General features: G+C 64.0%; 19 protein-coding genes. 6 read left to right on the forward strand and 13 right to left on the reverse strand.

The window, feature by feature from the left end; genetic code table 11:
* Positions 1 to 11 precede the first annotated feature (11 nt).
* Positions 12 to 524, reverse strand: a complete 513-nt coding sequence (locus tag J0J06_RS03355; protein ID WP_294039933.1) for a GNAT family N-acetyltransferase — start codon at positions 522 to 524, stop codon at positions 12 to 14.
* A 117-nt stretch (positions 525 to 641) separates the two neighbouring features.
* On the opposite strand from J0J06_RS03355, the gene J0J06_RS03360 reads away from it, so the two are divergent.
* Positions 642 to 1,013 carry a dihydroneopterin aldolase gene (locus J0J06_RS03360; protein ID WP_294039934.1) on the forward strand — a complete coding sequence of 124 codons (372 nt, stop codon included), beginning with the start codon at positions 642 to 644 and terminating at the stop codon, positions 1,011 to 1,013.
* Here J0J06_RS03360 and J0J06_RS03365 read toward each other — a convergent pair.
* Positions 1,010 to 1,831, reverse strand: coding sequence for a hypothetical protein (locus J0J06_RS03365; protein WP_294039935.1), 822 nt, complete (start codon positions 1,829 to 1,831; stop codon positions 1,010 to 1,012). The two genes, J0J06_RS03360 and J0J06_RS03365, sit on opposite strands and share 4 nt — an antisense overlap.
* A gap of 230 nt (positions 1,832 to 2,061) precedes the next feature.
* Between J0J06_RS03365 and J0J06_RS03370 the strand changes: the two genes are divergently transcribed.
* The 4 genes from J0J06_RS03370 to J0J06_RS03385 all read left to right on the forward strand — a co-directional run bounded on the left by J0J06_RS03370 (position 2,062) and on the right by J0J06_RS03385 (position 4,623).
* On the forward strand, positions 2,062 to 2,730 hold the full coding sequence (locus J0J06_RS03370) for an energy transducer TonB (protein WP_294039936.1): 669 nt from the start codon (positions 2,062 to 2,064) through the stop codon (positions 2,728 to 2,730).
* Positions 2,731 to 2,802: 72 nt separating this feature from the next.
* On the forward strand, positions 2,803 to 3,594 hold the full coding sequence (locus tag J0J06_RS03375) for a MotA/TolQ/ExbB proton channel family protein (RefSeq protein ID WP_294039937.1): 792 nt from the start codon (positions 2,803 to 2,805) through the stop codon (positions 3,592 to 3,594).
* 80 nt (positions 3,595 to 3,674) lie between these two features.
* Positions 3,675 to 4,157 (forward strand): biopolymer transporter ExbD, encoded by a 483-nt coding sequence (locus tag J0J06_RS03380; RefSeq protein ID WP_294039938.1) that lies wholly within the window; start codon positions 3,675 to 3,677, stop codon positions 4,155 to 4,157.
* Positions 4,158 to 4,191: 34 nt separating this feature from the next.
* Positions 4,192 to 4,623, forward strand: coding sequence for a biopolymer transporter ExbD (locus J0J06_RS03385; RefSeq protein ID WP_294039939.1), 432 nt, complete (start codon positions 4,192 to 4,194; stop codon positions 4,621 to 4,623).
* Between the two features lie 159 nt (positions 4,624 to 4,782).
* Here the strand turns inward: J0J06_RS03385 and dcd are convergent, their stop codons facing one another.
* From dcd to J0J06_RS03405, 4 genes are all read right to left on the reverse strand, one after another.
* Positions 4,783 to 5,337, reverse strand: coding sequence for a dCTP deaminase (gene dcd / locus J0J06_RS03390; RefSeq protein WP_294039940.1), 555 nt, complete (start codon positions 5,335 to 5,337; stop codon positions 4,783 to 4,785).
* Between the two features lie 83 nt (positions 5,338 to 5,420).
* A complete protein-coding gene (locus J0J06_RS03395) occupies positions 5,421 to 5,855 on the reverse strand; it encodes a cytidine deaminase (RefSeq protein WP_294039941.1) in 435 nt (144 codons plus the stop codon).
* Complete coding sequence (locus J0J06_RS03400; protein WP_294039942.1) at positions 5,852 to 6,523, reverse strand: GH25 family lysozyme; 672 nt, start codon at positions 6,521 to 6,523, stop codon at positions 5,852 to 5,854. The genes J0J06_RS03395 and J0J06_RS03400 overlap by 4 nt, the downstream gene beginning before the upstream one ends.
* Positions 6,524 to 6,526: 3 nt before the next feature.
* Positions 6,527 to 7,009, reverse strand: a complete 483-nt coding sequence (locus J0J06_RS03405; RefSeq protein ID WP_294039943.1) for a UPF0262 family protein — start codon at positions 7,007 to 7,009, stop codon at positions 6,527 to 6,529.
* A 101-nt stretch (positions 7,010 to 7,110) separates the two neighbouring features.
* Between J0J06_RS03405 and J0J06_RS03410 the strand changes: the two genes are divergently transcribed.
* Positions 7,111 to 8,619: a replicative DNA helicase gene (locus J0J06_RS03410; protein ID WP_294039944.1), complete on the forward strand. Its 1,509-nt coding sequence runs from the start codon at positions 7,111 to 7,113 to the stop codon at positions 8,617 to 8,619.
* 105 nt (positions 8,620 to 8,724) lie between these two features.
* Here J0J06_RS03410 and J0J06_RS03415 read toward each other — a convergent pair whose 3' ends face one another.
* The 7 genes from J0J06_RS03415 to J0J06_RS03445 all read right to left on the reverse strand — a co-directional run bounded on the left by J0J06_RS03415 (position 8,725) and on the right by J0J06_RS03445 (position 13,753).
* Positions 8,725 to 9,483 carry a phosphoadenylyl-sulfate reductase gene (locus J0J06_RS03415; protein WP_294039945.1) on the reverse strand — a complete coding sequence of 253 codons (759 nt, stop codon included), beginning with the start codon at positions 9,481 to 9,483 and terminating at the stop codon, positions 8,725 to 8,727.
* Complete coding sequence (locus tag J0J06_RS03420) at positions 9,476 to 9,910, reverse strand: DUF934 domain-containing protein (protein WP_294039946.1); 435 nt, start codon at positions 9,908 to 9,910, stop codon at positions 9,476 to 9,478. Before J0J06_RS03420 ends, J0J06_RS03415 begins: the two co-directional genes overlap by 8 nt.
* On the reverse strand, positions 9,903 to 11,534 hold the full coding sequence (locus J0J06_RS03425) for a nitrite/sulfite reductase (protein WP_294039947.1): 1,632 nt from the start codon (positions 11,532 to 11,534) through the stop codon (positions 9,903 to 9,905). The genes J0J06_RS03420 and J0J06_RS03425 overlap by 8 nt, the downstream gene beginning before the upstream one ends.
* A gap of 94 nt (positions 11,535 to 11,628) precedes the next feature.
* Positions 11,629 to 11,925, reverse strand: a complete 297-nt coding sequence (locus J0J06_RS03430) for a DUF2849 domain-containing protein (protein WP_294039948.1) — start codon at positions 11,923 to 11,925, stop codon at positions 11,629 to 11,631.
* Entirely contained in the window at positions 11,922 to 12,707 is a 786-nt protein-coding gene (cobA, locus tag J0J06_RS03435) for a uroporphyrinogen-III C-methyltransferase (protein ID WP_294039949.1), read from the reverse strand. Before cobA ends, J0J06_RS03430 begins: the two co-directional genes overlap by 4 nt.
* 58 nt (positions 12,708 to 12,765) lie before the next feature.
* Positions 12,766 to 12,987, reverse strand: coding sequence for a hypothetical protein (locus tag J0J06_RS03440; protein WP_294039950.1), 222 nt, complete (start codon positions 12,985 to 12,987; stop codon positions 12,766 to 12,768).
* Between the two features lie 55 nt (positions 12,988 to 13,042).
* Entirely contained in the window at positions 13,043 to 13,753 is a 711-nt protein-coding gene (locus tag J0J06_RS03445) for a Bax inhibitor-1/YccA family protein (protein WP_294039951.1), read from the reverse strand.
* Positions 13,754 to 13,766 lie beyond the last annotated feature (13 nt).

Genomic DNA, 13,766 nt, shown 5'->3' on the forward strand with positions numbered 1-13,766 from the left:
GCGAGCCGACGTTACGCCGCAACCGCCACGCGCGGGCCGAGAATGCCGCCGATCGCGGGAACATCCGAGCCGCGCGCGAGCAGGCGATGCCGTTCGACCGGCCCCGGCAAGCGCCAACCGTGAGTCGCGTCGGCGCTGAATCCCCAGAAGCGGCCGTAATATTCGGGATCGCCGATCAGCATCATCGCGCCGTCGAGATCGAGTTCTACCGCGGCGTCGAGCGCCTGGTGGACCAGTTCCTTGCCCAGCCCGCCGCGCTGCCGCGCCGGCTCGACCGCGACGGGGCCGACCAGAACGATCGGGTGAACGCTGCCGTCATCGCCGTTGATCTCGACCGGCCAGCACTGGATCGTGCCGGCCAGCGCGCCGTCCTCGACCGCCGCTAAGCTCAGTTCGGGGATCGGCGTGACGCCAGCGCGCAGGCGATAGGCGGTCCTGCCGTGCCGGTCTCGGCCGAACGCGCGGTCCAGCAACGCCTCGACGGCGGCGGGATCGACGGTCGCGATCGGCACGAACTCCAGCACTTCGGTCTCCTCTGCGCGGACGGAATGTCCGGGGCGGGCGCGTTTAACGGCATCGCGACTTAACGCAAGGAGAACCGGGGTTGATCGCGCGGGGCGGGCAGGGCAGGGGCGCGAGCGATGACTGACCGCTTGCAACTGCACGTCCACGATCTCGAAGTGATGGTGCTGACCGGAATCTATTCCGAGGAAACCCACTTGCCGCAGCCGTTGCGGATTTCGGTGACGGTGGATCTCGATGTGCCGGACCGATTCGGCCCCGAATCACCGCTGACCGAATCGAAGAATTATCTCGACTTGAAGCACGCGGCGACGACCGCGCTGCCGGCAGGCGTGCATTTCAAGCTGGTCGAAGCGGTCGCCGAGCACATTTGCGAAACATTGTTTCTGCAGGACAAGCGAGTCGCGCGGGTTGAGGTCGGCATCATCAAGCTGGCGATCGCCGAGGCCGGCGAATCGATCGGCATCACGTTGGTTCGCATCCGCCGCTAGCTGCGGCAGTTCCCTAAGTCCTTCTGCACCAGTGCATAATCGTCCCGGGCCGCGGCGGCGTCGGCGGGATCGAGTCCGGCCAGCATCTCGGTGGGCAGCATGCGCGGCAGACCGCATGCGAGGCGATACCAGAGGAACGTGTCGCGCCGTGGCGGGGGCAAGGCGTTATCCACTACTTCGCTCAGCGACACCGTCCACACAGGCGGCTGGTCCTGCTTGCGGATGATCGACAGCGAAATCGGATGCCCGCTGGTCTTGAGGAATATCTGCGTTTCCCCCTCGCCGGGCAAGGTGCCGGCAGCGTGGAAGGCATTGCTGATGCCGGTAATGGCGGGCGGAGAATCGGCGCCGGATAGATCGGTTGCGATGCCGCGCGCGGTCGCCTCGGTGGCCGGACTCCAGACGAGCTGCGCGTCGTTCGAAACGAGCTGGATCTGGTCGGCAGCCGTCGCGACCGGCCGCGCGAAAAGCAGCACGCGCTGCTTCTTCAGGTTGGGCACGCTGCCGCGCAAATCCAGTTTGACATCATAAAGATAACCGACGCGTGGCGGCACCGCACCCGGTCCGCGGATCAACGCGATCACGTCGACCGTGACATACAGCCGGGCATAGCCCACCGGCACGTTGGCAGCCTCCGCTCCCTTGATCTTCACGACGCTCCGGATTGCGCCGTCGATTACCATCGGTGCAGTGATCACGAGATCCGCGATGGTGGCGTAGCGATAGGAGGGCGCTGGCGCGGTCGCAGCCGCGGGCGTCGCCGTCGCTTGCCAGGGAAACGCTATGGCCAACGCCAGCGAGGCGGGGAATCGTATCATGGGAACACTCGACATTGCGAAAGGGTTAGAGGAAGGCATCGTCTCGAAACAGAAATAATTCTGCGGCAGTGCGTTTGATAGTTTGTTGCGTCCGACAAAGCGTTTGCGTCGGTCATAACGTGGCGATAGAGACTCGCGTTCTGCCCGGTCTGGCGTTAGCCGAAGGGTTCGTTGCTGGCCGGTTAACGGTCCGCGATACGAGGGTCGGGTCTAGGGAGTTGGTTTTCTGAATGGCATATGCTGATCGTGATACTACCGGCAGCCGCATCGTAGCGATCGTTATCTGTTCGCTGATCGTTGCGGCGTTCGGCTACGCCTTCGTGACCGGTCTGGCGTCGAGTGTCGCCAAGAAGGTCGCGGAGAAACTGAACACATTCGACGTGGCGCCGCCGCCGCCGCCGCCGCCGCCAGACAAGCCGCCGCCCCCGCCGCCAGACCAGCCGAATCTGCCGCCGCCGCCGACGGCGCCGCCGGTGTTCAATTCGCCGGTGCCTGCGCCGGTGACGTTCCCGCCGCAGCCGCCTCAGCCGCCGACGCTGGCTCCGCCTGCGCCGCCGGCCCCTCCGGCCCCGCCCGCGCCGCCGGCCCCGCCGCGTATCGCGACGCCGGTGAAGCCTAGGGGTTCGATCGGCAATTGGTTCCCGCAGGATTCGTACCCGGCGGCTGCGAAGCGCGCAGGTGCCCAGGGTCGCGTGTCGGTACGCATCGTGATCGGGACGAACGGACGCGTGACGAATTGTCAGGTGACGGCATCGAGCGGCAATTCCGATCTTGATGATACGACCTGCCGTCTCGCCATACGCAACGGTCGATTCGACCCTGCGAAGGATGCCGAAGGCAATCCGATCGAGTCGACGTATCCGATCCCGGGCGTCCGCTGGGAATTGAAGGACGAATAAGCCATTGCCGGGCGCGGCTTTCCGCGTCCGGCCCCATTATGATTTGACGACGATTTATAGAGGAAGCATCGAATGAGCATTTCCATCCTTAATGCTGGCGCCTCGGGGAGCGCCGCTGAACAGTTCGGCGTTTGGAACGCGCTCCAGCAGGGCGGTTTCATTTCGTGGGCGGTCGCATCGATCCTGACGATCATGCTGTTCTTCTCGCTGTTCATCATGTTCACGAAGCTGTTCGAACAGCAGAAGATCATGAACCAGGCGCGCCGCGTGAAGGCGAGCTTCTGGAACGCGAATTCGCTGCGCGAAGGCGCAGCGAAGCTCGAAAAGAACTCGGCTTACAAGCAGCTCGTCGACGACGGCCTGGCCGCTCAGGAACAGCACAGCCGCTTGACCGATCCGGTCGAGGCGCACGATTGGCTGCACGGTTCGCTGCGTCGGTCGGAAGACACGATCAACTCGCAGCTCGGCGGCGGTCTTGCCTTCCTCGCGACGGTCGGCGCGACGGCACCGTTCATTGGACTGTTCGGTACCGTGCTCGGCATCTACCGCGCGCTGATCAAGATCGGTGAAGAAGGTCAGGCTTCGATCGACAAGGTCGCCGGCCCGGTCGGCGAGGCGCTGATCATGACGGCCTTCGGTCTGGTCGTCGCGGTTCCCGCGGTGCTTGCCTACAACTGGCTGCAACGTCGTAACAAGGCGATTTCGGAAGACCTCAGCTCGTTCTCGAACGACGTGCTCGGCTATCTCGCCTCCAACGGTGCGGTCCGTCCGGCGTCGCGCGCGGTGAAGGCTGCTCCGGCGGCGAAGCCGGCGACCACGACGGCCGGCCAGACCGGCGGCGTGCCCGTCAAGCCGGGTTCGTGATCAGCGGGAGGAGTTGCTCCTCCCGCCCCGACACCCCGCCGGTATGGCGGGGTGACAAGAATTAAGGATAGGAAAGCTAAATGGCGTTCAGTTCTGGAGGTGGGTCCGACGACACCCCCATGTCGGACATCAACACCACGCCCTTGGTGGACGTGATGTTGGTCATGCTCATCATCTTCCTCATCGCCGTTCCCGTGATCGTACAGAACGTCAAGTTGAAGCTGCCGGACGTGAAATACGACCCGACCACGACCAAGCCCGAAAACGTATCCCTGTCGATCACGACCGACGACAAGGGCGAGTGCGCGGTTTATTGGGGCATGACCCGGATGGGTCACCAGGAACTGTTCGACAAGGCCAGCAAGAAGATGAAGGCCGACATCGAGCGGCTGGAAGCGGCCGGCCCGATCGATCCCGACAAGATCCCGGAAGTGCACATCCGTGGCGACGTCAACGTTCCCTACAAGTGCGTCGGCGGGGCGATCTACACGATGCAGAGTGCGGGCTTTATCAAGGTCGGCTTCATTTCGCAGCCGCCGCCCCGCGGCGGTCCTGCTTCCTGACGCCTTCCCCCGCGACATTACGGAGTTTTGAATCATGGCAATGAGTGGCGGCAGGGACGATGGCTCGCCGATGATGGACCTCAACATGACGCCGATGATCGACGTCCTGTTGGTGCTTCTCATTCTGTTCATCATGAGTATCCCGATGCAGACGCATGCGGTGAAGGTCGATCTGCCGGTCCAGAATAAGGATAACAGGCCGCCTCCGGTCGAACCGCAGAAGAACAAGATTATCATCTACGCGGATGACCGGATGACCTGGAACGGCACCGAGATTGCGAACGAACAACAGCTTGCACAATATCTCGAAGCGACCAAGCAGATCGTGCCCGAGCCCGAACTGCACTTCCAGCCGTCACCGGACGCGCGCTATGAGAAGGTCGATAAGGTGCTGGCGGTGATCAAGCGGTCGGGCATTACGAAGCTCGGCTTCATCGGCAACGAATATTACGCCAACGAATTCTGACGCTTCCTCGTCGGATGAAGAAAAAGGGCGGTCGCGCGAGCGGTCGCCCTTTTTCGTTTTCCGCCGGCCTTTTGCTGCTCCGCGCGAACCAGCCTAGCAATCGCGCTTTTTTCCGGATGGCTTCGTTGCGCTCGCAAGATCGAACTTGGGCTTCGGCGCTTACAGCCTCGGCAGCGTCACCCCGCGCTGGCCCATATATTTCCCCGCGCGGTCGGCATAGCTCGTCTCGCACGGCTCGTTACCCTGCAGGAACAGGAACTGGCACGCGCCCTCATTGGCGTAGATCTTGGCGGGCAGGGGAGTGGTGTTCGAAAATTCGAGCGTCACGTGGCCTTCCCATTCGGGTTCGAGCGGAGTGACGTTCACGATAATCCCGCACCGCGCATAGGTCGACTTGCCGAGGCAGATTACCAGCACGTCGCGAGGCACGCGGAAATATTCGACCGTGCGGGCCAGGGCGAAGCTGTTGGGCGGGATGATGCAGACGTCGGTCTTGCGATCGACGAAGCTGTTCGCGGCGAAATCCTTGGGATCGACAGTCGCCGAATCGACATTGGTAAAGATCTTGAACTCGTCCGCCACGCGCGCGTCATAGCCGTAGGAGGACAGGCCATAGCTGATGCACCCTTCGCGCCGCTGCGCCTCGACAAACGGCTCGATCATGCCGTGTTCGGTGGCCTGTCGGCGAATCCAGCGGTCGGAGAGGATGGACATGCGTTGATCGTTCCCTTCGCGCGACGATGCTGCCTGGCGGCGTGGCGGGCAAGGCGGCCTTGCGTGAAAAGTTGTGGACGGCGTCACGCCATCCCGAGGTTCGCCGGGCCGAAGGCGTGGGGCAGGAGGTCCGATAGGCGATATTCGGCGATTGGCCCGCCGGTCAGTCCCGAACAATAGATTGCGAGGTCGCGCTTGCCGAGCTGTGCGGCCTCGTTGAGGATCTGGCGGCAGCGGCCACATGGAAGGATCGGTTCGACGCCGCCTATCTCCCTCATTCCGCCGACGATCCCGACCGCGACGATCTCCGCCAGCCGCCCGGCGGCGCTGGCGGTCGCCGTGGCGACCGTCTCGGCGCACAGCGACAGGCCGTAGCTCGCATTCTCGAAATTCGCGCCGCCGATGACCGAGCCGTCGCTCATCAGCAGCGCGGCGCCGACCGAAAACCCCGAATAGGGCGCGTAAGCGTTCTTCGCCGCCTCGCGCGCCGCCTCGATCAATCGTTCACCGTCACTCATTTCGCCACCACATCCCAATTGACCGGTTCGCTGACGCCGTCGATCCGACGCATATCGCTCGCACGCCACATCCGCCATGGCCGTGCGGCATAATCGGGCGCGAAGAAGTTCTGCGCGCTCCACACCGGGCGGTCGATTGCCTCGGTAATGTGGTACCGGGAGTCGAACGCGCGGCTGACGAACAGGATGACCGGCCGCCGAGTGTTCGCCTCGACGACTGCCAGATAGCGGCTCAGGGCGGCAACGAGGGTTTCGCGGTCGGGGCGCGTGTCGCAGCCCGCTGCGAAATCCAGCGATACGGCCGACGGTAGGGCGGCTGGGTCCTTAGGCACGGTCGTATTGAAATTGTTCGCCTGCTCATCGGCGCCTCGGCACAGCGACCAGACGTGAACAGCGCCGCGCCGCATCCCGGCGGCCGCCGCGCCGCGCCAATTGTCTTCGAACGCCGCGTCGCGGTCCGTTCCCGATGTCGCGGCGATATAGCCGAATTTCGCGCCCGCCGCTTGGACCGCAGCCCAGTCGATACTGCCGTTCGCCGCCGACACGTCGATCCCCTGAAGATCGTAGTCCGCATCGGACGGACGCCAGTTGAGCGCGTACAGATACAGCGTCCCGGCAAAGACCACCGTAATCGCCGCCAGTACGGCCCACCATCGGACACGCGCCACGTCTCAGGCCCGGATGTGCAGCACGCAGATCAGCGTGAACAGCCGCCGCGCAGTGTCGAAATCGACCTCGATCTTGCCGGACAAGCGCTCCCGCAACAATTCGGCGGCATCGTTGTGGATGCCGCGCCGCGCCATATCGACCGTCTCGATCTGCGAGGGGCTAGCGTGACGAATCGCGTCGTAATAGCTGTCGCAGATCGCGAAATAGTCCTTGATAGGGCGGCGCAGCGTACCGAGCGACAGGATCAGCGTTTCGAGCCGCGACCCGTCCTCGCGCGCCAGGTCGAGCACCAGACGCCCTTCCTCGACTCCAAGGTTCAGGAGATATGGCCCATCATAACCGTCAGGATAGTCGCGATGCGGTCGAAAGCTGTTTTCCTCGATCAGGTCGTAGATCGCGATGCGGCGTTCCTGCTCGACATCGGCGCTGCGCCACACGATCGTGCGCTCGTCGAGCTTGATGTCCTTGATGCGATGGTTGGCCACGCCCACGCCCTATCGCTATCTCACGGCTTTATCCACACGGGCGTTGACCGGGCCATCGCAACGCAGTTGATGGTGGCATCAACCGGCGTAGAAGCGGAGTGATGGCCACCGCGATTCATTCCCTGACGACGACCGAACCCCAAACGCTCCCGCAAAATGTGGAGGCAGAGGCGGCGTTGCTGGGCGCGATGATGATCGACAATCGCATCGCCGACGACACCGACCGGCTGACCGCCGATCATTTCTTCGAACCGCTGCACGGGCGAATCTTCGCCGCGATCAAGAATCTGCGCGAACATGACATGACGGCGACGCCGGTCACGTTGCGCCCGATGTTCGAGGCCGACCCGGCGATGAAGGAACTCGGCGGGCCAGGCTATCTCGCCCGGCTGACCGGCTCGGGCGCGGGCCTGATCGGCGCGCGGCAGTTCGCGCAGCAGATTTACGACCTGGCCATGCTCCGCACGCTGATCCAGGTCGGGCGCGACTTGGTCGACAATGCGATGGACACCTCGCAGGAGGTCAATCCGCGCGCGCAGATCGAGGCAGCCGAAGAGGAACTGTTCAAGGTCGCGGCCGATGGCGGCAGCGAATCGTCGGTCAAGACTTTCGCCCAAGCCAGCACCGCGGCGATCCAGATGGCCGATCGGGCGCTCAATTCGGGCGGCGGCGTGTCGGGCGTCACCACCGGCCTGAGCTCGGTCAACGCCAAGATGGGCGGGTTTCACCGGTCCGACCTGATCATTCTCGCCGGGCGCCCGGGCATGGGGAAGACCTCGCTCGCGACCAACATCGCGTTCAACGCGGCGCAGCGTTACATGCAGGACGAGATGGACGGGATCGATCCGAAACAGCGGATCGGCGCCAAGGTCGCGTTCTTCAGCCTGGAAATGTCCGCCGACCAGCTCGCGACGCGCGTTCTGGCCGAACAGTCGCGGATTTCGAGCCAGGACCTGCGCATGGGCAAGATCAGCCAGGCTGAAATGGACCGGCTGGTGGTGACGTCGGGCGAATTGCAGAACCTGCCGTTCGTGATCGACGATACCGCGGGCCTGACGATCGGCCAGCTCCACACGCGGATGCGCCGCCTGCAGCGGCGGCATGGTGCCGATGGCATCGGGATGGTCGTCGTCGATTATCTCCAGTTGCTGACCGGCAGCGGGTCACGCGCCGGCGACAATCGCGTGCAGGAGATTTCGGAAATCAGCCGCGGGCTGAAAACCCTTGCGAAGGACTTGAACGTCCCGGTGCTGGCGCTGTCACAGCTCAGTCGTGCGGTCGAACAGCGCGAGGACAAGCGGCCGCAGCTTTCCGACCTCCGCGAATCAGGCTCGATCGAACAGGACGCCGACGTCGTGCTATTCGTCTATCGCGAGGATTATTACATCGCGGCGAAGGAGCCGAAGAAGCCGGTCGACGGCGACGACGTGAAGGTGTTCGAAGATTACGCCAAGTGGGGCCAGGACATGGAACGGGTCCATGGCCTCGCCGAACTGATCGTCGCCAAACAGCGTCACGGATCGACCGGCAAGGTAATCCTGAAGTTCGAGCCGCAATATACGTTGTTCAGCGACTATGCCGGGGATTATACCGGGCCGGCGTACGAATAAGCTTCGCACCCGAGCGCTATTGTGTCTGTCACCCCGGTTGTTCGAGCGGCTGACGTAGCGGGACCCCGGCTCAAGGCCGGGGTGACGAAAACGAGATGCCGACTGTCAGAAAACCGGTTCTTCGCCCGGTTTCTCAGGGACGTGGATGCCGCATTCGGTCTTGTCCCAGCCGCGCCAGCGGCCCGCGCGCGGGTCTTCGCCGGGCTGAACTTTCGAGGTGCAGGGCTGGCAGCCGATCGAAGGATAGCCATCTGCCTCAAGCGGGTGGCGCGGCAGATTGTGCTCGGCGAAATAGGCGTCGAGATCGCCCTTCACCCAATCTCCGAGCGGGTTGACCTTCAGGCGGCCGTCCTCGATCTCGAACCGCGCGATGTTCTGGCGAGTCTGCGACTGAAACGCCTTGCGTCCCGAAATCCAGCTATCCAGCCCGGCCTTGGCGCGCTTGAGCGGCTCAACCTTGCGGATTTCGCAGCAGCCGTCGGGGTCGTAGGACCAGCGCAGCTGCTGGCTATCCTTCGCCGCCAGCACGACCGGATCGGGGGTGATCGTGCGGCTGTCGCTGAGCCCAAACGCCGCCATCAGTGTGTCGCGATACGCCAGGGTCTCTGGAAACATGCGGAGCGTGTCGACGAAGATCACCGGCGTCGCGGGATTGGCGCGCGCTGTCAGGTGGAGCAGCACTGCGCTCTCGGTTCCGAACGACGACACGACCGCGGTGTTGCCGAGCGTGCCGTCGGCGAACAACGCCTTCAGCATCGCCAGCGTATCAACGCCCGCGAAGCGCGCGTTCAGCGCGTCCGCATCGGCCTGCGTAAAGGCGGGCGCGGTGTCGATGACGTCGATCTTTCGCGCCACGCTAGCCATGCCGCAGCTTCCACACCGGCACAGCAGCGTCAGCGGCGGCCTGATAGTGAAATTCGTAGCGATCGAGCGAGGCCTTGAGCACGACCGGGTCGATCGGCGCTTCGGGTGCGAAGCTGTCGAAGCCACAGCGGCGCATGAACGGCACCTGGTCGACCAGGACGTCGCCCGCCGCGCGCAACTCGCCAGCATAGCCCGCTTCGCGCAACACGCGCGCCGACGAATAGCCGCGCCCGTCGCGATAAGCTGGGAACGATACTTCGATTAGCGCGAGGCGGTCGAGGAAGGGGAGTAGCGCGCGCGCATCATCGCCTGACTCCAGCCGCACCGCGGTCGCGTTGGTCTGGTCGGCGAGGAATGCGTCGAGCGTCACCGCGGGTTCGTCATGCGGCGCGTCGTCGCGGAAGCGCAGGAAATCGGCATCAGCCATAGATCGCCTCCTTGAACGGCTCGAACCCCACGCGGCGATAGGTGTCGAGGAAGCGTTCCCCCTCCGCGCGCACCGCGAGATATTTGTCGGTCACGCGCTCAACCGCATCGACGATGCCGTCCTCGTCGAAACCGGGACCGGTGATCTTGCCGAGGCTGACATCCTCCGCGCCCGATCCGCCGAGCAGCAGCTGGTAGTTTTCGGTGCCTTTCTTATCGACCCCCAGGATGCCGATATGCCCGGCATGGTGGTGGCCGCAGGCGTTGATGCAGCCCGAAATCTTGAGCTTGAGTTCGCCCAGTTCGCGCTGGCGGCCAAGATCGGCGAAGCGCGTCGCGATCTTCTGCGCGACGGGGATCGAGCGCGCGTTGGCGAGGCTGCAATAATCGAGCCCCGGGCACGCGATGATGTCGCTGATCAGGTCGAGATTGGCGTCGGCGAGTTCGGCGTCGTTTAGCGCCTGCCACACCGCATACAGATCGGCCTTGCGGACATGCGGCAGGACGATGTTCTGCGCGTGGGTGACACGGAGTTCGTCGAACGAATAGCGCTCCGCGAGGTCGGCCATCACGTCGATCTGGTCAGCGCTGGCGTCGCCGGGGATGCCGCCGACCGGTTTCAGGCTGATGTTGACGATCGCATAACCCGGCGCCTTGTGGGGTTTGACGTTCTGGTCGAGCCACACCGCGAAATCGGGATCGCTGCGGTCGATGTCATCGCTTGCGCTTGCTTCGAACGCAGGTTCGCCGAAGAAGGCGGTGATGCGGTCGAGTTCGGCCTGTGGCGGATCGATGCCGAGCGCCTTCACCAGCGCAAACTCTTCCTCAACCTGGCGGCGATATTCGTCGGCGCCGAGTTCGTGGATCAGGATCTTGATCCGCGCCTTGTAGATATTGTCGCGCCGGCCGTAGCGATTGTAGACGCGCAGGCACGCCTCCAGATAGCTCATCAGATCGTCGGCGGTGACGAAGTCCTTGATCAGCGGCGCGATCATCGGGGTGCGGCCCATGCCCCCGCCGACATAGATCGCGGCGCCAAGCACGCCGTCACGCTTCACCAGCTGGATGCCGATGTCGTGAAGCCGCATCGCCGCGCGGTCCTCATCGGCGGCGATCACCGCAATCTTGAACTTGCGCGGGAGGTAGCTGAATTCGGGGTGGAACGTGCTCCACTGGCGGAGCAGCTCGGCCCAAGGGCGCGGGTCCGCTACTTCGTCAGCCGCCGCACCGGCGAACTGGTCGGACGAGATGTTGCGGATGCAATTCCCGCTGGTCTGGATCGCGTGCATCTCGACCGTCGCGAGGTCGGCGAGGATGTCCGGCGCATCCTCAAGCTTGATCCAGTTATACTGGATGTTCTGGCGCGTCGTGAAATGCCCGTAGCCGCGATCGTACTTGCGCGCGATATGGCCGAGCATCCGCATCTGGCGGCTGTCGAGCGTGCCGTACGGCACCGCGACGCGCAGCATATAGGCGTGAAGCTGGAGGTAGAGGCCGTTCATCAGCCGCAACGGCTTGAACTGATCCTCGGTGATCTGTCCGGCAAGGCGGCGACGGACCTGGTCGCGGAATTCGTCGACGCGCGCATCGACGATCGCCTGGTCGTAGGTATCGTATTTGTACATCAGCGAAATTCCACCGTTCGCCCTGAGCTTGTCGAAGGGCGTGCCAAGTTCACGTGCGTAGACAGGCTCAGCACGAACGGGTTGATGAGCGACATCAAATCACCCAGCTGCCGGCATTGGGATCGCTCGGCTTCAGCGTGAGGTCGGGGCGCACGGTCGGGCCGAGCGCGCGGATGCGGTCCTTGATATGCGCGGGGCGGGGGCCGTCCGGCGTCGTCTCGGCATCGATGACGTAAGCGCCATTGACGCGCTGCGCGCCGGATTCGGTCTGCAGGATCGCTTCGCCCTTCTCGCCGACGTCAGCTGCGTCCTCGACATGGCGCGACCACCCGCTGCCGGTCCACCAGGTCACGTCGCCGGTTGCGAGATCGTTGCCGGTCAGCAGCTTCATGCGGCTGCCTCCGCCATCCGTGCCCAGCGTGCGAGCTTGTCCTCGGCGTCGGACAGTTCGACCACCTCGCCGACAACGATGATCGCGGGACTCTGCACTTTCTCGCGTTCCACCATCGGGCCGAGATCGGCGAGCAGGGTCTTCATGGCGCGGCTACCCGCAAGCGTGCCCTTTTCCAGCACCGCGACCGGCATGTCCGGCGCGACGCCGTCCGCCATCAATTTGTCGGCGATGTCGGGGCAAGTCGCGACGCCCATATAGATGACCAATGTCCGCCCCTTGCCGGCCAAGCCGGACCAGTCCTGATCGGCGAGTCCCTTGCACTGGCCGGCGACAAAGCTGACCGCCGATGAATGATCGCGGTGTGTTAGTGGCAACATCGCCTCAGCCGCACAACCGAGCGCGGCAGACACGCCGGGGATCACCTCGACCGGCAGGCCGGCGGCACGGACCGCTTCGACCTCTTCGCCCCCGCGGCCGAAGATGAACGGGTCGCCACCCTTCAGTCGGACGACGATCGCGCCAGTTTTTACATGAGCGACGATAAGGGCGTTGATGCCGTCCTGCGGTACCGTGTGCTTCGATCGCGACTTGGCAACCGAAATGCGATGCGCGTCAGGCGCAAGGTCGAGCACGCGCGGGTCGATCAGCCCGTCATGAACGACGACGTCGGCGGACTTCAACGCCTCCACCGCACGCACGGTGAGCAGGCCGGGATCGCCCGGACCGGCGCCGACCAGGATGACGCGCCCGCGCGCCTGCGGATCGAGTATGCTTGCCATGGTGGCGCAGATGCGCCCGCCGACGCGCCGCGGCAACCGATGGATGCTTGGCCGTGGCCTAGCGAAACTTTCCGCGGTCGTTCGCCGCGGCGGCCAATTCCCGCGCGCGGCGCTCGAGCCGGATAGCTTCGTCGATCAAGTCGGCGGCGAAGGCGGAATCTTCCTTGCCCATCGCAATATCCAAGCAGTTTCCGGCTTCGATATGGAGGCGAACGGCGCGGGGCGGGGCAGTGATTGTGGCCGGTTTGGTAATCATATCAGCGTCTTTGCGGACCACCATAATGCCGCAACGCACCGGGAGTTCCCGGGCGTTGCGACAGCGTGTTGGTTCGCTTTTATTCCTCGCGCTGACCCATCAGGCCGAGGAGCAGCTGAAACATGTTGATCAGGTTCAGGTAGAGCGACAGCGCCCCCATGATCGCCATTTTGTCGAGCGCTTGATGTCCGCGATATTCGACGAACTCGCTCTTGAGGCGTTGCGTGTCCCAAGCCGTGAGTCCGGCGAATACGACGACGCCGACGATCGACACCAGCATCTGCAGCATCGACGAGCCGAGGAAGATGTTGACCAGGCTGACGCCGATCACCGCGATCAGCCCGACCATCAGGAACGATCCGAGTCCGGTCAGGTCGCGCTTCGTCGTATAGCCCCACAGGCTAAGCCCCGCGAACATCGCGGCGGCGGTGAAGAAGGCGCTGGCGATGCTGGTGCCGGTGAAGACGAGGAAGATGCTCGCCATCGATACGCCCATCACCGCGGCGAACGCGAAGAAGGCGGTGCGCGCGCCGGCGGTCGTCATCCGGTCTACCCGGAAGCTGAAGAACATCACGAACGCGAGCGGCGCGAAGATCGCCACCCACTTCAACGGCGTGCCGAAGATCAGCGCCGACAACGGCGGCGTCGCCGCGACCGCGAGCGCGACCAGGCCGGTCAGCGCAAGGCCGAGCCCCATGTTACGATATATGCCCAGCATGTAGCTGCGCAGATCGGCGTCGAACGCCGCGCTTGCCTGGTTGAGGCGGGAAAAGGGGGAAAAGGTTTCCATGTGTCCAGGCTCC

The organism is Sphingomonas sp., from assembly GCF_017304615.1.
In the GTDB taxonomy this organism is placed as follows: Bacteria; Pseudomonadota; Alphaproteobacteria; order Sphingomonadales; family Sphingomonadaceae; genus Sphingomonas.